The 19655-nt window shown below is 72.5% G+C and carries 19 protein-coding genes; 14 read left to right on the forward strand and 5 right to left on the reverse strand.

Going from position 1 to position 19655, the window contains the following annotated elements; genetic code table 11:
• Both ACZ4O3_RS29665 and ACZ4O3_RS29670 read left to right on the forward strand, forming a co-directional pair.
• The coding region (locus tag ACZ4O3_RS29665; RefSeq protein ID WP_362721289.1) for an acyl-CoA carboxylase biotin carboxyl carrier protein subunit at positions 1-485 on the forward strand (485 nt) is incomplete at its 5' end.
• Between the two features lie 74 nt (positions 486-559).
• Positions 560-1108: a TetR/AcrR family transcriptional regulator gene (locus tag ACZ4O3_RS29670; RefSeq protein WP_362721292.1), complete on the forward strand. Its 549-nt coding sequence runs from the start codon at positions 560-562 to the stop codon at positions 1106-1108.
• A gap of 109 nt (positions 1109-1217) precedes the next feature.
• Here the strand turns inward: ACZ4O3_RS29670 and ACZ4O3_RS29675 are convergent, their stop codons facing one another.
• Positions 1218-2150: a DeoR/GlpR family DNA-binding transcription regulator gene (locus ACZ4O3_RS29675; protein WP_384996287.1), complete on the reverse strand. Its 933-nt coding sequence runs from the start codon at positions 2148-2150 to the stop codon at positions 1218-1220.
• A gap of 202 nt (positions 2151-2352) precedes the next feature.
• Positions 2353-3801, reverse strand: coding sequence for an NAD(P)H-quinone dehydrogenase (locus ACZ4O3_RS29680; protein WP_362721298.1), 1449 nt, complete (start codon positions 3799-3801; stop codon positions 2353-2355).
• Between the two features lie 96 nt (positions 3802-3897).
• Between ACZ4O3_RS29680 and ACZ4O3_RS29685 the strand changes: the two genes are divergently transcribed.
• The 4 genes from ACZ4O3_RS29685 (at position 3898) to ACZ4O3_RS29700 (ending at position 8598) form a co-directional block, all read left to right on the forward strand.
• Positions 3898-4338 (forward strand): gamma-glutamylcyclotransferase family protein, encoded by a 441-nt coding sequence (locus ACZ4O3_RS29685; protein WP_362721301.1) that lies wholly within the window; start codon positions 3898-3900, stop codon positions 4336-4338.
• Between the two features lie 146 nt (positions 4339-4484).
• Complete coding sequence (locus ACZ4O3_RS29690) at positions 4485-5309, forward strand: purine-nucleoside phosphorylase (protein WP_362721303.1); 825 nt, start codon at positions 4485-4487, stop codon at positions 5307-5309.
• A 289-nt stretch (positions 5310-5598) separates the two neighbouring features.
• Positions 5599-7230, forward strand: a complete 1632-nt coding sequence (locus tag ACZ4O3_RS29695; protein WP_467725148.1) for a phospho-sugar mutase — start codon at positions 5599-5601, stop codon at positions 7228-7230.
• 183 nt (positions 7231-7413) lie between these two features.
• On the forward strand, positions 7414-8598 hold the full coding sequence (locus ACZ4O3_RS29700; protein WP_362721309.1) for a hypothetical protein: 1185 nt from the start codon (positions 7414-7416) through the stop codon (positions 8596-8598).
• Positions 8599-9230: 632 nt separating this feature from the next.
• Here ACZ4O3_RS29700 and ACZ4O3_RS29705 read toward each other — a convergent pair.
• On the reverse strand, positions 9231-9944 hold the full coding sequence (locus ACZ4O3_RS29705; protein WP_467725150.1) for a PH domain-containing protein: 714 nt from the start codon (positions 9942-9944) through the stop codon (positions 9231-9233).
• 206 nt (positions 9945-10150) lie between these two features.
• On the opposite strand from ACZ4O3_RS29705, the gene deoC reads away from it, so the two are divergent.
• Genes deoC through ACZ4O3_RS29720 form a run of 3 tightly spaced genes read left to right on the forward strand, consistent with a single transcriptional unit; the run spans position 10151 to position 13469 of the window.
• The gene (deoC, locus tag ACZ4O3_RS29710; RefSeq protein WP_384996242.1) at positions 10151-11107 is read left to right on the forward strand and encodes a deoxyribose-phosphate aldolase; all 957 of its coding nucleotides are present in this window, start codon (positions 10151-10153) and stop codon (positions 11105-11107) included.
• A gap of 21 nt (positions 11108-11128) precedes the next feature.
• Complete coding sequence (locus tag ACZ4O3_RS29715; RefSeq protein ID WP_362728572.1) at positions 11129-12565, forward strand: aldehyde dehydrogenase family protein; 1437 nt, start codon at positions 11129-11131, stop codon at positions 12563-12565.
• Positions 12558-13469 (forward strand): aldehyde dehydrogenase family protein, encoded by a 912-nt coding sequence (locus ACZ4O3_RS29720; RefSeq protein ID WP_362728570.1) that lies wholly within the window; start codon positions 12558-12560, stop codon positions 13467-13469. Before ACZ4O3_RS29715 ends, ACZ4O3_RS29720 begins: the two co-directional genes overlap by 8 nt.
• Positions 13470-13569: 100 nt before the next feature.
• Here ACZ4O3_RS29720 and ACZ4O3_RS29725 read toward each other — a convergent pair whose 3' ends face one another.
• Positions 13570-13977 carry a hypothetical protein gene (locus ACZ4O3_RS29725; protein WP_362728568.1) on the reverse strand — a complete coding sequence of 136 codons (408 nt, stop codon included), beginning with the start codon at positions 13975-13977 and terminating at the stop codon, positions 13570-13572.
• A gap of 127 nt (positions 13978-14104) precedes the next feature.
• Between ACZ4O3_RS29725 and ACZ4O3_RS29730 the strand changes: the two genes are divergently transcribed.
• Complete coding sequence (locus ACZ4O3_RS29730; protein WP_467725153.1) at positions 14105-14740, forward strand: uridine kinase family protein; 636 nt, start codon at positions 14105-14107, stop codon at positions 14738-14740.
• 247 nt (positions 14741-14987) lie between these two features.
• On the opposite strand, the gene ACZ4O3_RS29735 is transcribed toward ACZ4O3_RS29730, so the two are convergent.
• Entirely contained in the window at positions 14988-15761 is a 774-nt protein-coding gene (locus tag ACZ4O3_RS29735; RefSeq protein ID WP_362731099.1) for a SigE family RNA polymerase sigma factor, read from the reverse strand.
• A 251-nt stretch (positions 15762-16012) separates the two neighbouring features.
• On the opposite strand from ACZ4O3_RS29735, the gene afsQ1 reads away from it, so the two are divergent.
• The 4 genes from afsQ1 to ACZ4O3_RS29755 all read left to right on the forward strand — a co-directional run bounded on the left by afsQ1 (position 16013) and on the right by ACZ4O3_RS29755 (position 19571).
• Positions 16013-16690, forward strand: coding sequence for a two-component system response regulator AfsQ1 (gene afsQ1, locus ACZ4O3_RS29740; RefSeq protein ID WP_177232965.1), 678 nt, complete (start codon positions 16013-16015; stop codon positions 16688-16690).
• A 50-nt stretch (positions 16691-16740) separates the two neighbouring features.
• Positions 16741-18252 carry an ATP-binding protein gene (locus ACZ4O3_RS29745; protein ID WP_384996257.1) on the forward strand — a complete coding sequence of 504 codons (1512 nt, stop codon included), beginning with the start codon at positions 16741-16743 and terminating at the stop codon, positions 18250-18252.
• A complete protein-coding gene (locus tag ACZ4O3_RS29750) occupies positions 18252-18854 on the forward strand; it encodes a hypothetical protein (protein ID WP_362731042.1) in 603 nt (200 codons plus the stop codon). The genes ACZ4O3_RS29745 and ACZ4O3_RS29750 overlap by 1 nt, the downstream gene beginning before the upstream one ends.
• Positions 18855-19019: 165 nt before the next feature.
• The gene (locus ACZ4O3_RS29755; protein WP_362731044.1) at positions 19020-19571 is read left to right on the forward strand and encodes a VanZ family protein; all 552 of its coding nucleotides are present in this window, start codon (positions 19020-19022) and stop codon (positions 19569-19571) included.
• Positions 19572-19655: the final 84 nt, after the last annotated feature.

Genomic DNA, 19655 nt, shown 5'->3' on the forward strand with positions numbered 1-19655 from the left:
CGGAGCTCACCGGCTCCACGGACCCGTTCACCGTCCACACCCGCTGGATCGAGACCGAGTTCGTCAACGAGATCAAGCCCTTCGCCGCGCCCGCCGACGCCGAGGCGGAGGAGGAGGCCGGCCGTGAGACGGTCATCGTCGAGGTCGGCGGCAAGCGTCTCGAGGTCTCCCTCCCGTCGTCCCTGGGCATGAGCCTGGCCCGTACCGGCCTCGCCGCGGGCGCCAAGCCGAAGCGCCGGGCCGCCAAGAAGTCCGGCCCGGTCGCCTCCGGTGACACCCTCGCCTCGCCGATGCAGGGCACGATCGTCAAGATCGCGGTCGAGGAGGGCCAGGAGGTCAAGGAGGGCGACCTGGTCGTCGTCCTGGAGGCCATGAAGATGGAGCAGCCGCTGAACGCCCACAAGGCGGGCACCATCAAGGGCCTCGCCGCCGAGGTCGGCGCTTCCCTCACCTCCGGCGCCGTGATCTGCGAGATCAAGGACTGACGACGCCCCGACCCGCATCGCCCGGCGAACGGCACCCGCCCGTTCGCCGGGCACCGGACTTTCTGGAACGGCCCATGCGCGCCGACGCCCGCCGCAACTACGACCGGCTGCTCGCCGAGGCCCGTGCCGTCTTCGCCGAGCACGGCACCGACGCCTCGCTGGAGGACGTGGCCCGCCGGGCGGGCGTGGGCATCGGCACCCTGTACCGCCACTTCCCGAACCGGCACGCCCTGATGGGCGCGGTCTTCGAGGACGCGGTGGACGAACTGCTGTCCAGGGCCCGAGAGTTGCGGTCGGCTCCCGAACCGTGCCGGGCCCTGCTGACCTGGCTGCACGAGGTGGTCGTGCACGCGGCCGCGTACCGGGGCCTGTCGAGGGCCCTGATGTCGGCCTCAGCGGCCTCGGACCTGGCCCGCTGCGGCACTCCGATGCGGGAGGCCGGCGCGGCCCTGCTGACCCGCGCTCAGGAGGCGGGAGCGGTACGGGCCGACGTACAGATCGCCGACCTGCTGCAACTCATCCACGCCATCGCCCTGGCAGTGGAGGAGTCACCGGAAGATCCTGACCTGGTGAACCGCTTGCTGACCCTGACCCTGAAGGGACTCAAGCCGGAGCAGCCCTAGGGGTACCGGGCTGTCCCGATGTGCGGCTCCGCCGCGTAAGCGCGACCAGCCATGGCGGTCCCGCACTCGCGCGGTGACGGGACCGGCTCGGCGCCCGGGCGCCGGGCGCTCACCGCCGCCGCATGTCGGCGACCCGCCCCCGCTCGGACCCGGTCGGCTGCTCCCCGTTCAGCATCGAGGCCGACCGCAGCCCCGACCCGGGCACCTGGCCCCGCCGCGGCCCCGGAAGGGATACGTCCCGACGCTGTTGATGCTGTTGCTGGCGCGCCGGGACCTGATCACCCCCCGGGTTCCCCGACGCTCCGGCCACAGCGATCTGCACCCCCTGATCGGCGAGGGCCTGGAGCTCCGTGCCGGCACGGTCGTCATGAGCCGGCGGCTCGTCGGTGACCAGGCGGGTGATGACGTCCGTCGGCACGGTCTGGAACATCGTGTCCGTACCGAGCTTGGTGTGGTCGGCGAGGACGACCACCTCCGCGGCGGCCTGCACCAGCGCCCGGTCGACGGACGCCGACAGCATGTTGGAGGTGGACAGCCCCCGCTCGGCCGTCAGGCCACTGCCCGACAGGAAGGCCTTCGACACCCGCAGCCCCTGCAGGGACTGCTCCGCTCCGGAGCCGACCAGGGCGTAGTTGGAGCCGCGCAGGGTGCCGCCGGTCATCACGACCTCGACACGGTTGGCATGGGCCAACGCCTGCGCCACCAGCAGCGAATTGGTGACGACGGTGAGTCCGGGCACCCGCGCCAGCCGGCGCGCGAGTTCCTGGGTGGTGGTACCCGCCCCGACCACGATGGCCTCGCCCTCTTCGACGAGACCCGCGGCGAGATCGGCGATGGCCGTCTTCTCGGCGGTCGCGAGATGTGACTTCTGCGGAAAGCCGGACTCCCGCGTGAACCCGCCCGGCAATACCGCACCGCCATGCCGGCGGTCGAGGAGTCCTTCTGCCTCCAGTGCGCGCACGTCCCGCCGTACGGTCACTTCTGAGGTCTGGACGACGCGGGCGAGCTCACGGAGCGATACGGCCCCGTTCGCGCGCACCATTTCGAGGATCAATTGGCGACGTTCTGCAGCGAACACGAAACTGACAGTAACCCCAACGACCGTCTGCTTTCAGCAGTTTGCGCCGAATAGCAGAAGTTGTTCGCACGGCAGGGTCGGGAGTGGTATAGGACCTACCCCGCCCGACTATGCCGTACGCATGCGCGACAACTCCCCGTGACCAGCGGGGAGTCGGATCCGGCCGTCAGAGTTCGCTGCCGATCTTCCGCGTGTGCAGCTGCCGCGCGACCTCGGCGATCGAGCCGGAAAGAGACGGGTACACGGTGAACGCGTTCGCGATCTGTTCGACCGTCAGATTGTTGTCGACGGCGATCGAGATCGGATGGATCAGCTCCGAGGCCCGCGGCGAGACCACCACGCCGCCCACCACGATCTCGGTGCCCGGCCGGCAGAACAGCTTCACGAAGCCGTCCCGGATGCCCTGCATCTTCGCGCGCGGGTTGCGCAGCAGCGGCAGCTTCACGACCCGGGCGTCGATCTTGCCCGCGTCCACGTCCGCCTGGGTGTACCCGACCGTCGCGATCTCCGGATCGGTGAAGACGTTGGACGAGACGGTCTTCAGGTTCAGCGGGGCCACCGCGTCGCCGAGGAAGTGGTACATCGCGATCCGCCCCTGCATGGCGGCCACCGACGCCAGGGCGAAGACGCCCGTGACGTCACCGGCCGCGTAGACCCCCGGGGCCGTCGTCCGCGACACCTTGTCGGTCCAGATGTGCCCGGAGTCGCGCAGTTTGACGCCCGCACCCTCCAGCCCGAGGCCGGCGCTGTTGGGAATCGCGCCGACGGCCATCAGACAGTGCGAACCGGTGATGACCCGGCCGTCCGCGAGCGTCACCTCGACCCGGTCCCCGACCCGCTTGGCGGCGGCGGCGCGCGAGCGCGCCATGACGTTCATGCCACGGCGGCGGAAGACGTCCTCCAGGACGGCGGCCGCGTCCGGGTCCTCACCCGGCAGCACGCGGTCCCGGGAGGACACCAGCGTCACCTTGGACCCCAGCGCCTGGTACGCGCCGGCGAACTCGGCACCGGTCACACCCGACCCGACCACGATGAGCTCCTCGGGCAGCTCGGTGAGGTCGTAGACCTGGGTCCAGTTCAGGATGCGCTCGCCGTCCGGCTGCGCGTCCGGCAGCTCACGGGGGTGGCCACCGGTCGCGATCAGCACGGCGTCCGCGGTGAGGGTCTCCTCGCTGCCGTCCGCGGCCGTGACCACGACCTTCCGCGACCCGTCCAGGGCCTGCATGCCCTCCAGCCGGCCGCGCCCGCGCACGACCCGGGCACCGGCCCGCGTCACCGACGCCGTGATGTCGTGCGACTGCGCCAGCGCGAGCCGCTTCACCCGCCGGTTGACCTTCCCCAGGTCGACGCCGACCACTCGGGCCGCCTGCTCCAGCGGCGGGGTGTCGTCGGCGACGATGATCCCCAGCTCCTCGTACGAGGAGTCGAAGTTGGTCATCACCTCGGCCGTGGCGATGAGGGTCTTCGACGGCACGCAGTCGGTCAGCACCGACGCTCCGCCCAGACCGTCGCAGTCGACGACGGTCACCTCCGCGCCGAGCTGCGCGGCCGCCAGCGCCGCTTCATATCCGCCGGGTCCGCCACCGATGATCACGATCCGAGTCACGTACTCCATTGTCCCGCACCCCCGGAGGTGCTATCGCCCCGGGGCGCCGCCCGGTGCCTAGAGGGACTGGAGAGGCACCCGGGACCACTGCCGTACCCTCTCTCCATGTCGTCGCTCTACGCCGCGTACGCCGGCAATCTCGACGCACGGCTGATGTCCCGCCGCGCCCCGCACTCCCCCCTCCGCGCCACCGGCTGGCTGAACGGATGGCGGCTGACCTTCGGCGGCGAGCAGATGGGCTGGGAGGGCGCACTGGCGACGATCGTCGAGGACCCCCTGTCGCAGGTCTTCGTCGGCCTGTACGACCTGGCGGCGATGGACGAGGAGTCCATGGACCGCTGGGAGGGCGTCGGCATGGGCATCTACCGCCGGGCCCGGGTGCGCGTGCACACCCTGGAGGGCGAGGAGAGCGCCTGGCTCTACGTCCTCAACGGCTACGAGGGCGGCCTCCCCTCGGCCCGCTACCTCGGCGAGATCGCCGACGCGGCGGAGTCGGCGGGCGCCCCGCACGACTACGTCATGGAACTGCGCAAGCGCCCCTGCTGAGGAGCCCCCAACCCTCACAGACCGCCCACAGCCGTTACAAAAGTTACCTGCGTCACACCACTCGTTGGAAACGACAAGACAACGATCGCCTTCCCGTGAGCTCCCTCATCTACGCGCGTAGGCCCAGACCGGCTACTCTCATCCGCGTGAACGCATCTCTTCTTCCGGACGACATCCAGGGCGACCCCCATGCCGCAGCCGGGGCGGCCGCCGCGCGCCTGCGCGAACTCACGGGCGCCGAGACCCACGACGTCGCCCTCGTGATGGGCTCCGGCTGGGCTCCGGCCGTCGACGCCCTCGGGGCCCCCGACGCCGAGTTCCAGGTCACCGAGCTGCCCGGCTTCCCGCCGCCGGCCGTGGAAGGGCACGGCGGCAAGATCCGCTCGTACTCCTTCGGTGACAAGCGCGCGCTGGTCTTCCTGGGCCGCACGCACTACTACGAGGGCCGCGGCGTCGCCGCCGTCGCACACGGCGTGCGCACCGCCGTCACCTCCGGCTGCAAGACGATCGTCCTCACCAACGGCTGCGGCGGCCTGCGCGAGGGCATGCGGCCCGGCCAGCCGGTCCTCATCAGCGACCACATCAACCTCACGGCCACCTCCCCGATCGTCGGCGCGAACTTCGTGGACCTGACGGACCTCTACTCGCCCCGCCTGCGCGCCCTGTGCAAGGAGATCGACCCCACCCTCGAAGAGGGCGTCTACGCGCAGTTCCCCGGCCCGCACTACGAGACCCCGGCCGAGATCCGCATGGCCCGCGTCATCGGCGCGGACCTGGTGGGCATGTCCACGGTCCTCGAGGCGATCGCGGCCCGCGAGGCGGGCGCCGAGGTCCTCGGCATCTCCCTGGTGACCAACCTCGCCGCGGGCATGACCGGCGAACCCCTCAACCACGAGGAGGTCCTCCAGGCCGGCCGCGACTCGGCGGCCCAGATGGGCGAGCTGCTGGCGCAGGTGCTGGGCCGGCTGTAGCCCCCGCCACGGCGGACGTCCGCGGGCCCGTCGTAACCGTTCGCGCACTTCCCCGCGCCCCAAGGCCGGCGCGCTCGCCCACGGCGGGAAGGGGACGGGGCGGGGCGGGGAGTCCCCGCCCGCAGCGGCCGGCGTTCGGCACCCCGTACGGCGCGAGACAGCACCACCGGTCCGAGGACGGAGACTCCGCGCCCCGGCCCCGATTCACCACCGCCCGTAGGCGCCACGCGCACCCCCACCGAAGCAGCACCGGCGCCGCAGGCACACCACGAGAGGTTGGACGACGACCGTGCACGACGATCTCATCGCCCGGGCCAGGACCTGGCTGGCCGAGGACCCCGACCCGGACACCCGCGACGAGCTCGCCGAGCTCATCGCCGCCGGTGACGTCACCGAACTGTCGGCCCGCTTCAGCGGCACCCTCCAGTTCGGCACCGCGGGCCTGCGCGGCGAACTCGGCGCGGGCCCCATGCGCATGAACCGCTCCGTCGTCATCCGGGCCGCCGCCGGCCTCGCCGCGTACCTGAAGGCCCACGGCCGGGGCACCGCAACCGTCGTCGTCGGCTACGACGCCCGCCACAAGTCCGCCGACTTCGCCCGCGACACCGCGGCCGTCATGACGGGCGCCGGCCTGCACGCCGTCGTACTCCCCCGCCCCCTGCCCACCCCGGTCCTGGCGTTCGCCGTACGGCACCTGGGCGCGGTCGCCGGCGTGGAGGTCACCGCCAGCCACAACCCGCCCCGCGACAACGGCTACAAGGTCTACCTCGGCGACGGCTCCCAGATCGTCCCGCCCGCCGACGCGGAGATCGCCGCCGAGATCGAGGCGATCACGACCCTCCACGACGTCCCCCGCCCCGACACCGGCTGGGAAACCCTCGACGACACCGTCCTGGAGGCCTACCTGGCCCGTACGGACGCCGTCCTGGCCCCCGGCTCCCCGCGCACCGCGCGAACCGTCTACACCGCCATGCACGGCGTCGGCAAGGACACCCTCCTCGCCGCCTTCGCCCGGGCCGGCTTCCCGGCACCGGTCCTGGTCGCCGAGCAGGCCGAACCGGACCCGGACTTCCCGACCGTCGCCTTCCCCAACCCGGAGGAACCCGGCGCGATGGACCTGTCCTTCGCGCAGGCCCGCGCCACCGACCCGGACCTGATCATCGCCAACGACCCGGACGCCGACCGCTGCGCCGCGGCCGTCAAGGACGACGGCGAGTGGCGCATGCTCCGCGGTGACGAGGTCGGCTCGCTCCTCGCCGCCCACCTGGTCCGGCGCGGCGCCACCGGCGTCTTCGCCGAGTCGATCGTCTCCTCCTCCCTCCTCGGCCGGATCGCCGGGAAGGCGGGGCTGCCGTACGAGGAGACCCTCACCGGTTTCAAGTGGATCGCCCGCGTCGACGGCCTGCGCTACGGCTACGAGGAGGCCCTCGGCTACTGCGTCGACCCCGACGGCGTCCGCGACAAGGACGGCATCACCGCCGCGCTCCTGCTCACCGAGCTGGCCTCGGTCCTCAAGGAGGAGGGCCGCACCCTCCTCGACCTCCTCGACGACCTCGCCGTCGAGCACGGTCTGCACGCCACCGACCAGCTCTCGGTCCGCGTCGAGGACCTCTCCGTCATCGCCGACGCCATGCGCAGGCTCCGTGAGCAGCCCCCGACCGCACTCGCCGGGCTCCCCGTCACCGGAGCGGAGGACCTGACCCGGGGCACGGACCGGCTGCCGCCCACCGACGGCCTGCGCTACACGCTCACCGGCGCCCGGGTCGTGGTCCGCCCCAGCGGCACCGAGCCCAAGCTGAAGTGCTACCTGGAGGTGGTCGTCCCGGTGGCGGCCCGCGACGCGCTCCCGGCGGCCCGCGCCGAGGCGGCCCGGACCCTGGCCGCGATCAAGCGGGACCTGTCCGAGGCGGCCGGCATCTGACCCGGGGGGCGCCCCCCGGGGCGCCCCCCGGCCCCCTTCATCGGCTCGGGCACGGATCCGTAGCACCCCATCGGGTGATTTCCCGGCGGTAGTTGACCCGGGTTCCACGTCCTGCCGCGGCGGCCGGGAAACGGTGGTCGGGTAACGCCCGCCACCGCCGTACCGGAGTCTGGAGCCGCCGCCGTGTCCTCGACCGCCCCCGACACCGCCCCCAGCGGACACATCCCGGGCTCCCGACGACCCCTTCTCCCCACCGCCGCCACCCCGCGCCACGCGCTGCGCCGGGCGGCGCCGGCCCTCGCCGCGTATCTCGGCGTACGGCTCACCGGGCTGCTGTTCCTCGCCGTGTGGGCGCACCGCCGCCACCACGGGGTGTGGCCGATGCTGGCGGCGCAGTGGGACTCCCGCTGGTATCTCGGGATCGCCGACCACGGCTACACGCACACCCTCGGGACCGCCTTCGACCACAACAACCTGGCGTTCTTCCCGCTGTACCCGCTGCTGGTCAAGGCCGTGGCCGTGCTGACCCCGGGCACCCGGGCCAGTACCGGCCTCGGCCTCGCCTGGCTGGCGTCGCTGGTCGCGGCCTGGGGCGTGTTCGCGGTGGGCGACCGGCTGGCCGGGCGGCGGGCCGGGGTGCTGCTCACCGTGTTGTGGGCGGCCTACCCGGTGGGTCTGGTGGAGTGGATGGGCTACACCGAGTCGCTGTTCACGGCGTTCGCCGCGTGGGCGCTGTACGCGGTGCTGGACGAGCGCTGGCTGTGGGCGGCGGCCGGCTCGGTACTGGCCGGGCTGACCAGGCCGACCGGCATCGCGGTGGCCGCCGCCGTCTCGGTCACCGCGCTGCTCGCCCTGCGCACCCGCTTCTCGGTCCGCGCCCTGACGGCGGCCCTGGTGGCCCCCCTGGGCTGGTGCGCGTACGTCGGCTGGGTGGGCGTCCGACTCGGCCGCTGGGACGGCTACTTCGCCGTCCAGCGGATGTGGCACAACGAGCTGGACGGCGGCGCGGAGACCGTGCACTGGCTACGGCACCTGTTCGGACAGGTTCCCCGGCCGGAACTGTTCCTGGTGGTGGTGAGCCTGACGGTCCTCGCGTCGGTGGTCCTGTTCGGGCTCGCGGTGGCGGACCGGCAGCCGCTGCCGCTGCTGGTGTTCGGCGCGGTCCTGCTGGTGATCGTGGTGGCCAGCGGGGGCGTCTACTTCCCGCGGGCCCGTTTCCTCCTGCCCGGTTTCCCGCTGCTGCTGCCCGTCGCCGGGTATCTCGCCCGCGCGTCACGGCGGTTGCGGGTGCTCGCGCTGACCGTGGCGGTCGCGGGGTCCGCGTACTGCGGCGCGTACATGCTGCTGGTGTGGCCGAGCGCGCCGTGACCGACGGGAGGTCGGGCCGCCGCCCGCGTCCCGGACACCTGCGGCCGCAGGGGTGACCGCGCGCCGGGACCGCGAAGGGATGTGCTCCGCGCCCTCTCGGAGGCATCCGCCCTCCGCAGGCATCCGCCCCTCGGGCGTTCCGCCGCCCCGGCACCTCGGCGGAACAACGGTCGCCGCGCACGGGCCCGGCACGGGGTCCGGTTCCTCCACCCGGCCTGATGCGGTGCCGGGCCCCCGGGCGCGCGGCAGGCCACGACAGCCACCCCCGGTCCTGCCCGGAGCGGCCGTTCACGTGGTCCGTGGCGCGCGGGTTTCAGGGGGTGTGGAACATCTCGTCGGTGGGGCCGTGTTCGACGATCACGATGGTCACCTCGTCGGTCGGCTCGTGGACGGTCTCCTCGATGCGGCGGGTGGAGGCCGGGTCCAGGGCGGAGCGAGCTCGTCCATCAGCAGACCCGGGGGCGGACCGCGACTACCGCTGGTCCCGCGCCGGCACGGCCACGACCGCCGCCGCGGTCTGTCCGGCCGGCCACCTCGACGTCCGCCGACCCCGCCCCGCCCGAACCCCTGAAACGACGGTGCCGGGCCTCCCGCCACGAAAGGCCCGGCACCGTGCGTGCCGGCAGGCCCGGTCAGCCCGTCGCCAGCAGGATCGCCAGGAGCACGGCTCCGGCGATCGCGGGGGCGGCCACCTCGTACGCCCAGCGGACCGTGACCGCGCCCTGCGCGGACTCGGCCTCGCCCCGGTTCTCCAGCATCTCCCGCAGGTCGTCCATGACCTTGTCGGTCTCCGCGCGCACCGGGCCGTCCGCCTCCTCCGGGGGCCGCAGGCCGCCGAAGCCGGTGCCCGTGGCGAAGCCGCCGAGGCCGCCGAAGCCGGTGCCCGAGGCGAAGCCGCCGCGGGCGCCGAACCCGCCGCCCTCGGCCCCGGTGCGTCCGCGCCGCGCGTCCGACGCCGCCTTGGCCTGCCGGCGCGCCGCCTTCTTCCGGCCGCGCAGGGACACCGGGATGGCCCACAGCTGGTACTTCGCGCCGTCCTTGGTCACGATCTCGTTCGAGAACCCGGAGCGCAGGCCGGCGACCTCCCCCCACGGGATCGTGACCAGCCGGAACGGGTTGCGCACCCGCAGCCGGTCCTGTCCCGCGAACACGACCGGGCGCAGGGTGAAGGCGACCACCAGCGGCACGATCAGGATCATCGCGGCGAGCGCGAGCCACGGGGTGCGGCCGTGCCCCCGCAACAGCGCGTCGATGCCGAGCCAGCCGATGATGACGAGCAGGAGTACTCCGCCGATCAGCGCCTGCGGCGATCGATAGGCGTGGTCCTTGACGAGGGGCGAGGTCATGCCGCCGATTGTGCCTCAGGCGTGCGCCGGGCGGCCGAGTGGTGTGCGGCGTCACGCGGTGAGAGGCGGGTTCGCCGGGCGCCGCGGGCCGTACGGGCCGGTCACGCGGTCCCCGAGCCGCCAGAGGGGGCGGCCCCCCGGCCGTTCCTGAGAAGAACCGTTCCGTCGGGGTGTACAGCCGCTACGCGCGTAGATATGCTCGTCTGGTGACCATGCCCACCACCGCACCCCACGCACTTGCTGACGTCACCGCGTCCGACAGCACGCTGCGCCGCTTCCTCCACGGGCTGCCCGGCGTCGACGCGGTCGGCCTGGAGGCGCGTGCCGCCTCGCTAGGCACCCGTTCCATCAAGACCACCGCGAAGGCGTACGCCATCGACCTCGCCATCTCGATGGTCGACCTGACGACGCTGGAAGGCGCGGACACCCCGGGCAAGGTCCGGGCGCTCGGCGCCAAGGCGGTCCATCCGGACCCGACGGACCGCGCGACCCCGGCCACGGCCGCGGTCTGCGTCTACCCCGACATGGTGGCCGCCGCCAAGCAGGCCGTCGCCGGTTCGTCCGTCAAGGTCGCCTCGGTCGCCACCGCCTTCCCGGCCGGCCGCGCGGCGCTGCCCGTCAAGCTCGCCGACGTGCGCGACGCCGTGGCCGCCGGTGCCGACGAGATCGACATGGTCATCGACCGCGGGGCGTTCCTCGCCGGGAACTACGGCAAGGTGTACGAGGAGATCGTCGCCGTGAAGGAGGCCTCGGGCGCCGCCCGGCTCAAGGTCATCTTCGAGACCGGCGAGCTGTCGACGTACGACAACATCCGCCGGGCCTCCTGGCTGGGCATGCTCGCGGGCGCCGACTTCATCAAGACCTCCACCGGCAAGGTCGCGGTGAACGCGACCCCGGCGAACACCCTTCTCATGCTGGAGGCCGTGCGCGACTTCCGCGCGCAGACCGGCGTCCAGATCGGCGTCAAGCCCGCCGGCGGCATCCGGACCAGCAAGGACGCGATCAAGTTCCTCGTCCTGGTGAACGAGACGGCGGGCGCCGACTGGCTGGACAACCACTGGTTCCGCTTCGGTGCCTCCTCACTCCTGAACGACCTGCTGATGCAGCGTCAGAAGCTGGCCACCGGCCGCTACTCCGGCCCCGACTACGTGACGGTGGACTGACCGACCATGGCCAAGGAAAAGATGACCACCGCATTCGAGTACGCACCGGCGCCCGAGTCCCGCTCCGTCGTCGACATCGCGCCCTCCTACGGCCTCTTCATCGACGGCGAGTTCACCGACGCCGCCGACGGCAAGGTCTTCAAGACGGTCAGCCCGTCCACCGAGGAGGTCCTCTCCGAGGTCGCCCGGGCCGGCGCCGAGGACGTCGACCGCGCCGTCAAGGCCGCCCGCAAGGCCTTCGAGAAGTGGTCCGCGCTGCCGGGCTCCGAGCGCGCCAAGTACCTCTTCCGCATCGCCCGCATCATCCAGGAGCGCAGCCGCGAGCTGGCCGTCCTGGAGACGCTGGACAACGGCAAGCCCATCAAGGAGACGCGCGACGCCGACCTCCCCCTGGTCGCCGCGCACTTCTTCTACTACGCGGGCTGGGCGGACAAGCTCGGCCACGCGGGCTACGGCGCCGACCCGCGCCCCCTGGGCGTCGCCGGCCAGGTCATCCCCTGGAACTTCCCGCTGCTGATGCTGGCCTGGAAGATCGCCCCGGCACTGGCCACCGGCAACACGGTCGTCCTCAAGCCGGCGGAGACCACGCCGCTGTCGGCCCTCTTCTTCGCGGACATCTGCCGCCAGGCGGGCCTGCCCAGGGGCGTAGTCAACATCCTGCCCGGCTACGGCGACGCGGGCGCCGCGCTCGTCGCCCACCCGGACGTGAACAAGGTCGCCTTCACCGGCTCCACCGCCGTCGGCAAGGAGATCGCGCGCACGGTCGCGGGCAGCCGCAAGAAGCTCACCCTCGAACTGGGCGGCAAGGGCGCGAACATCGTCTTCGACGACGCCCCGATCGACCAGGCCGTCGAGGGCATCGTCAACGGGATCTTCTTCAACCAGGGCCAGGTCTGCTGCGCGGGCTCCCGGCTCCTCGTCCAGGAGTCGATCCACGACGAGCTGCTCGACTCCCTCAAGCGCCGTCTGTCCACGCTCCGTCTCGGAGACCCGCTGGACAAGAACACCGACATCGGCGCGATCAACTCCGCGGAACAGCTCGCACGGATCACCTCCCTCGTCGAGCAGGGCGAGGCGGAGGGCGCCGAGCGCTGGTCCCCGGCCTGTGAGATCCCCTCCGCCGGCTACTGGTTCGCCCCGACGCTCTTCACGAACGTCACCCAGGCGCACACCGTCGCCCGCGACGAGATCTTCGGCCCGGTCCTGTCGGTCCTGACCTTCCGCACGCCCGACGAGGCCGTGGCGAAGGCCAACAACACGCCGTACGGGCTGTCCGCCGGCATCTGGACCGAGAAGGGCTCGCGGATCCTCGCCGTCGCCAACAGGCTGCGCGCGGGCGTGATCTGGTCCAACACGTTCAACAAGTTCGACCCGACCTCGCCGTTCGGCGGTTACAAGGAGTCGGGCTTCGGTCGCGAGGGCGGCCGCCACGGCCTGGAGGCATACCTCGATGTCTGAACGCCTGTCTGTCTTCAAGACCTACAAGCTGTACGTCGGCGGGAAGTTCCCGCGTTCCGAGAGCGGCCGGGTGTACGAGGTGACGACGAAGCGATCAGCCGCTGACGCGGCGGGGAAGGGCAACTGGCTGGCCAACGCGCCGCTTGCCAGCCGCAAGGACGCCCGGGACGCGGTCGTGGCCGCTCGCAAGGCGTTCGGCGGCTGGTCCGGGGCCACGGCCTACAACCGCGGCCAGGTCCTCTACCGCGTCGCGGAGATGCTGGAGGGCCGCCGGGACCAGTTCGTGCGCGAGGTCGCGGACGCCGAGGGCCTCGGCAAGTCCAAGGCCGCCGCGGTCGTGGACGCCGCCGTCGACCGCTGGGTCTGGTACGCGGGGTGGACCGACAAGATCGCCCAGGTGGCCGGCGGCGGCAACCCGGTCGCGGGCCCCTTCTTCAACCTCTCCTCCCCCGAACCGACCGGCGTGGTGACCGTCCTGGCCCCGCAGGAGTCGTCGTTCCTGGGCCTGGTGTCCGTGGTCGCGCCCGTGATCGCCACCGGCAACACGGCGGTCGTGGTCGCGAGCGAGAAGGCGCCGCTGCCGGCCCTCTCGCTGGCCGAGGTGCTCGCCACCTCCGACGTCCCCGGCGGAGTGGTCAACATCCTCTCCGGCCGTACGGCGGAGATCGCGGCGCCCCTCGCCGCCCACCAGGACGTCAACGCGATCGACCTCGCGGGCGCCGACGAGGCGCTGGCGAAGGAGCTGGAGATCGCGGCGGCCGACAACCTGAAGCGCGTCCTGCGTCCACAGCCTGTGGACGACTGGACGGCGGCGCCCGGGACGGACCGCATGACGGCCTTCCTGGAGACGAAGACCGTCTGGCACCCGACGGGGGCGCTGGGCGCGTCAGGGTCTTCCTACTGATCCGTCTCCGTGCGCGGGGAACTGCGGGCCGCCCGAGGCTGGTCCCGCAGTTCCTCCCGGCCTTCGGCCGGGGCTGCCCCCGGCGCCCCGCACGGGGCGCTCAGCTCCCCGCGTTGCCGAGCATCCGTCCCACCGCCGGCAGCGACCCGACCGACGAGGCCTGCGCCACCGGCCCCGTGAGCGTCTTCGACGACACCGGCCGGAAGTCGGCCACCTTCGTCCCCACCCCGTTGTCCAGCGGGTCCACACCCGTACCCGCCAGCGGGTTGGGCTTCAGCCCCGCCACCGGCCCCGTGACGTACGGCAGTACGGCCCCCAGCGCCTGCACGCCCGACTTCGGGTCGAGGTGGCCGAGGGAGGTGGGCCGGGTGTGCACCCGGGGGTCCACGACGTGCTGGGTGTCCGCGGCGGCCGTCGCGGCGCCCGCGCCGAGCGCGGCTGAGGCCGCGGCGAGTGCGACCAGGGCGCGCTGAGCGGTCGGATACGGGGAGGACGCGGTACGGGCCATCACTGGTGCCACCTTCGGGTGCTCAGGGTAAGCGGACGGGAACTCAGGGTAGTTGAGGTGTGAGTCACGCTCCAAAGGCGACCCGCGGGGTCGGCAGCGGGCCCCCCATACGTCAAACTGGTGTTCCGTGAGCCTTCATCTCCCGCCCTCCGCCCGTGTCGTGCTGCTGTGCGGCCCCTCCGGCTCGGGCAAGTCCCTCGTAGCCGCCCGCTCCGGACTGCCCGTGCTGCGCCTCGACGACTTCTACAAGGACGGCGACGACCCGACGCTGCCGCTGGTGGCGGGGAGTTCGGACATCGACTGGGACCACCCGGAGTCCTGGGACGCGGAGATCGCGGTCGAGGCCATCGCCCGGCTCTGCGCCACGGGGTCGACGCCGGTACCGGTGTACGACATCTCGCTGAGCGCCCGTACCGGCGAGGAACCGCTGCACATCGGCCGTACCCCGCTGTTCATCGCGGAGGGCATCTTCGCCGCCGAGATAGTGGAGCGCTGCCGCGAGCGGGGGCTGCTGGCCGACGCGCTCTGCCTGAACCGGGGCCCGATGCGGACCTTCCGGCGGCGCTTCCTGCGCGATCTGAAGGAGGGCCGCAAGTCGGTGCCGTTCCTGCTGCGCCGCGGCTGGCGGCTGATGCGCGCGGAGCGGACGATCGTGGCCCGCCAGGTGTCGCTGGGCGCGCACCCGTGCGACCGGGACGAGGCGCTGGGCCGGCTGGCGGCGGCCGCGGTGGGCCGGCAGAGCCGGGACCGGGCGTCGGCCTGACCCCCGTACCCGCGTACGGGGCAGCACGGCGGACGTGACGGAAAAGCGGGACTGGACGGACCCCCCGGCCCTCCAGTCCCGCTCCCGCCGGCCCCGCCGAACACCCCCGTGTCCCCCGTGGCGGAGCTCCCCCGTGCTTTCCCCCGCGAGTCCCCCCGGACTCGCTTCCCCCATGGGCCCTGACTCGCAGTCCCCCGTGAGTCCCCCCAGGCCCTCCCCGTCGGGATCCCCCCGGATCCCCTCACCTTCAGGCGACGAGCTCCCCGAAGGCGTTCTCCTCGTCACGGCCGAAGCTGAGGACCTCGTCCTCGCGCAGCCGGCGGAGCGACCGCCAGATGCTGGACTTCACCGTGCCGACACTGATGTCGAGGATCTCCGCGATCTCCGGGTCCGTGCGGCCCTCGTAGTAGCGCAGGACCAGCATGGTGCGCTGGAGTTCGGGCAGCCGGGCCAGCGCCTGCCACAGGACCGCGCGCAGCTCGGTGCCGCTCATCGCGTCCGTGTCGCCGGGCGTCTCCGGCAGTTCCTCGGTCGGGTACTCGTTGAGCTTGCGGCGCCGCCAGGCGCTGATGTGCAGGTTCGTCATCGTCCGCCGCAGGTAACCGCCCACGGCCGCCTTGTCGCTGATCCGTTCCCACGCCCGGTACGTCGAGAACAGCGCGCTCTGCAGCAGGTCCTCGGCCTCGTAGCGGTCACCGGTCAGGTGGTAGGCGGTCGCGTACAGGGAGGCGCGGCGCTCCTGGACGTAGGCGGTGAACTCCGCCTCGGTCAGCGAGCGCTGCTCCCCCGTGTCCTCCCCGTGTGCGGATCCCCCGTGCGCTTCCCCCGCGCAGCCGTCGACCACCGTCATGTAGGCGGTGTGCTGACGCCCGGTGCCGCGAGCGCACCCCCGCCCTCCCCCACGCTCGAATCCGCTCGCGCGGGAAGGACCCCCGTCGGCACCGGACTTCTCGCAACCCCGGTTCACGTCGTGCAGACGCGTGATCACTGCGCTGGTGCTGTGACCGATCAGCGTGTTCATCTCGCGCCCCCCGTCGTGGACTTCCGGTAGTTCGGCTTGCCCAGGCTCCGCGCCACCCGCTCGCTTGCCTGTGCCGAGAACTCTGCCGGGCCACCTTCACGGCCGTATCCGCCGACTGTCACAGACCTGTCACAGGGATCCGGCACAGAGCGTCCACACACGATGCACAGGTGGTGGCGCTGACGAGGTTCGCGGGCGGCCACGAGCCGCACAGGTCGTACGACAGGCCTCTCATGGGCCAGAATGAGCCCGTGCCTTCCCTGTTGCTGATCGAGGACGACGACGCCATCCGTACGGCCCTGGAGCTCTCTCTGACGCGCCAGGGGCACCGGGTGGCCACCGCTGCGACCGGTGAGGACGGTCTGAAGCTGTTGCGCGAGCAGCGGCCCGATCTGATCGTCCTCGACGTGATGCTGCCCGGCATCGACGGGTTCGAGGTGTGCCGGCGGATCCGGCGCACGGACCAGTTGCCGATCATTCTGCTGACCGCGCGCAGCGACGACATCGACGTGGTGGTCGGGCTGGAGTCCGGGGCCGACGACTATGTCGTCAAACCCGTCCAGGGCCGGGTGCTCGACGCCCGGATCCGGGCCGTGCTGCGCCGCGGGGAGCGGGAGTCCACCGACTCGGCGACCTTCGGCAACGTCGTCATCGACCGGTCCGCGATGACCGTGACGAAGAACGGCGAGGACCTCCAGCTGACCCCGACCGAGCTGCGGCTGCTGCTCGAACTGAGCCGGCGGCCGGGGCAGGCGCTGTCCCGGCAGCAGTTGCTGCGGCTGGTCTGGGAGCACGACTACCTCGGTGACTCCCGGCTCGTGGACGCCTGTGTGCAGCGGCTGCGCGCCAAGGTGGAGGACGTGCCCTCCTCGCCGACCCTGATCCGTACCGTCCGTGGTGTCGGCTACCGCCTGGACGCCCCTCAGTGACGGACCGGCAAGGGGGTTTCCGCGGCTGGGCCGCGGATCGCAGGGGGGCCATGTCCAGGCTGCGTTTCACCAGTCTGCGGCTGCGGCTCGTCGTGGTCTTCGGGCTCGTCGCGCTGACCGCGGCCGTGTCCGCGTCCGGCATCGCGTACTGGCTGAACCGCGAGGCCGTGCTCACCCGCACCCAGGACGCGGTGCTGCGCGACTTCCAGCAGGAGATGCAGAACCGGGCGGGCGCGCTGCCCGTCCATCCCACCCAGGACGAACTCCAGCGCACGGCCGGTCAGATGGCCGGCAGCAGCCAGCGGTTCAGCGTGTTACTGGTCGGACAGGACCCGGACGGCAAGACGGTGTACGGCAGTTCGGACGGGCTGAGCGCGTTCGCGCTCGACGACGTGCCCCGGTCCCTGCGCACCGCCGTCGACAAGCAGCAGAAGCTGACCGACTCCAACAAGTCGGCCTACCACCTGTACTGGCAGCGGGTCGTCGACCACGGCACGCCGTACCTGGTGGCCGGGACCCGGCTGATCGGCGGCGGGCCGACCGGCTACATGATGAAGTCCCTGGAGCCCGAGGCGAAGGACCTCAACTCGCTGGCGTGGTCGCTGGGCATCGCCACCGGGCTGGCGCTCATCGGCTCGGCCCTGCTCGCGCAGGCCGCCGCGACGACCGTGCTGAAGCCGGTGCACCGGCTGGGCGTCGCCGCGCGGCGGCTCGGCGAGGGCAGGCTAGACACCCGGCTGCGGGTGTCGGGGACGGACGAACTCGCCGACCTGTCACGGACGTTCAACGACGCGGCCGAGGCGCTGGAGAAACGGGTCGACGACATGGCCGCGCGGGACGACGCCTCGCGCCGCTTCGTCGCCGACATGAGCCATGAACTGCGGACGCCGCTCACCGCGATCACCGCCGTGACCGAGATCCTGGAGGAGGAGCTGGAGGCGGAGTCAGGGTCGATGGACCCGATGATCGAGCCCGCCGTCCGGCTGGTCGTCAGCGAGACGCGCCGCCTCAACGACCTCGTCGAGAACCTGATGGAGGTCACCCGCTTCGACGCCGGTACGGCCCGGCTGGTCCTCGACGACGTCGACATCGCCGACCAGATCACCGCCTGCATCGACGCACGGGCCTGGCTGGACGCGGTGGAGCTGGACGCCGAGCGCGGCATCCACGCCCGCCTCGACCCGCGCCGCCTCGACGTGATCCTCGCCAACCTGATCGGCAACGCGCTCAAGCACGGCGGTTCGCCGGTACGCGTGTCGGTGCGCATGGACCAGCAGGAGGGCGGCGAGCTGGTGGTCGCCGTGCGCGACCACGGACCCGGTATCCCCGAGGACGTCCTGCCCCACGTCTTCGACCGGTTCTACAAGGCGAGCGCCTCCCGGCCGCGCTCCGAGGGCAGCGGCCTGGGCCTGTCCATCGCGACGGAGAACGCCCGGATCCACGGCGGCTCGATCACCGCGGCCAACTCGCCCGAGGGCGGCGCGGTGTTCACCCTGCGGCTGCCCAGGGACGCCTCGACGCTGACCGCGGAGAGCCAGGACGCCGGGGAGAAGGACGCCTGATGCACGGACGAAGACTCCTGGCCCTCGCCGGGCTGGCGCTCGCGCTCTGCGGGTGCGGGATCCGGGCCACCGAGGTGCCGACCGACTTCGGCGGGGCGCCCTCGCGGGTGCCGTGCTCGATGACCCAGCCGGACCTGTCGGCCCAGCCCGAGCAGGGGGTGCCGGTGCAGGTGTTCCTGCTGTGCGGCTCCTCGCTGGTGACCGTGGACCGGGCGGTACGCGTCCCGGAGGGCACGGCGGACGCGCAGCGGCGGGTGATCGTCGCCCAGGGGCTGCTCGACCAGCTCGCGGAGACGCCCACGGCCGCCGAGAAGTCGGCGGGCTACACGACGTACGTGCGCGGCGGGATGTCGGTCGTCGGGCCCCGGCCCGGGGATCCGGAGGACACGCTGCGGCTGAGCACGTCGCCGGCCCAGCTGACGTCGTACGCGCTGGGCCAGATCGTGTGCACGCTCTCCGACTCGGCCGCGGCCGAGGGCGACGGTTCGGTGATCCTGGGCGGGCCGGGGCGGGAGCCGCTGCTGCGGTACGAGTGCACGGACGCGGTACGGAACTCTCCGAGCGGGAACCGGCCGCCCTCCGGGGAGGTGTCTTCCGGGTGAGGGGCGCTTCGGCGCCTCGTGGGGTGCCGGGGAGCGTGGTGCGGCGGGTGCGGGCCGGAAGTGGTTGCCCGCGCCCCTGACGGGGCTCTCCGCTCAGCCGTGTGGGGAAAGCCTCACCCCCTCGCATCCGGAACCGTTCGCGTGTGCCGGGGCGTCTTGTGGGGCGTGCAGCGTCAAGGCTCCATCGGCGGCAGCGCCGCGATCCGCGTCCGTGTGGCAGGAGGTGTCCTCCTTGTCGCCCATCTCGCGTTCGTCGCCTGGCTGATGCTGCGGCCACTGGACGTGCCGTGGGTGATGCCCGCCAACCTGCACCCGTTCGCCGGGATCCGCGCCGATCTGGCACTGGGCCCGCTCGAGGCCGCCCACCGGATCGGTGAGGGCCTCGCGCTGCTCGCCCCGCTGGGTGTGCTGCTCCCGCTGGTCCACGGCCGGCTCCGTGTCTCGCCGCTCGCCTCCCTGATCCGTACCGCCGCCACGGGCGCCCTGATCTCGCTCGGCATCGCCCTGCTGCAGACCGGGGTGCCCGGACGGGTGGTGGACGTCGACTCGGTCCTCCTGAACACGGCCGGCGTGCTCGTCGCGCATCTGGCGGTGGTTCCGGCGGCCCGCTCCCGGCTCCGTCGGCGAGGTGGGCGGCGCTGGCCGGCGGCCCTCCCCCAGGAGGACCCGGCTCAGGGTCGTACCCCGACGATTCCCAGGGTCGGGATCGCCCCGTAGAGCGACGCTTCGACCTGGTTCGTCTCCGTACCGTTGAGGGCAGACGAGGGGCCGCACGGGCCGCCTCGAACCGGTCGCGCAGCG

The organism is Streptomyces sp. NPDC026515 (genome assembly GCF_055567595.1).

Coding starts and splice junctions, on each gene's coding strand:
- ACZ4O3_RS29670 (WP_362721292.1), top strand. CDS start 560: ATGCGCGCCGACGCCCGCCGCAACTACGACCGGCTGCTCGCCGAGGCC.
- ACZ4O3_RS29675 (WP_384996287.1), bottom strand. CDS start 2,150: ATGGTGCGCGCGAACGGGGCCGTATCGCTCCGTGAGCTCGCCCGCGTC.
- ACZ4O3_RS29680 (WP_362721298.1), bottom strand. CDS start 3,801: ATGGAGTACGTGACTCGGATCGTGATCATCGGTGGCGGACCCGGCGGA.
- ACZ4O3_RS29685 (WP_362721301.1), top strand. CDS start 3,898: ATGTCGTCGCTCTACGCCGCGTACGCCGGCAATCTCGACGCACGGCTG.
- ACZ4O3_RS29705 (WP_467725150.1), bottom strand. CDS start 9,944: ATGACCTCGCCCCTCGTCAAGGACCACGCCTATCGATCGCCGCAGGCG.
- ACZ4O3_RS29715 (WP_362728572.1), top strand. CDS start 11,129: ATGACCACCGCATTCGAGTACGCACCGGCGCCCGAGTCCCGCTCCGTC.
- ACZ4O3_RS29720 (WP_362728570.1), top strand. CDS start 12,558: ATGTCTGAACGCCTGTCTGTCTTCAAGACCTACAAGCTGTACGTCGGC.
- ACZ4O3_RS29725 (WP_362728568.1), bottom strand. CDS start 13,977: ATGGCCCGTACCGCGTCCTCCCCGTATCCGACCGCTCAGCGCGCCCTG.
- ACZ4O3_RS29735 (WP_362731099.1), bottom strand. CDS start 15,761: ATGAACACGCTGATCGGTCACAGCACCAGCGCAGTGATCACGCGTCTG.
- ACZ4O3_RS29745 (WP_384996257.1), top strand. CDS start 16,741: ATGTCCAGGCTGCGTTTCACCAGTCTGCGGCTGCGGCTCGTCGTGGTC.
- ACZ4O3_RS29750 (WP_362731042.1), top strand. CDS start 18,252: ATGCACGGACGAAGACTCCTGGCCCTCGCCGGGCTGGCGCTCGCGCTC.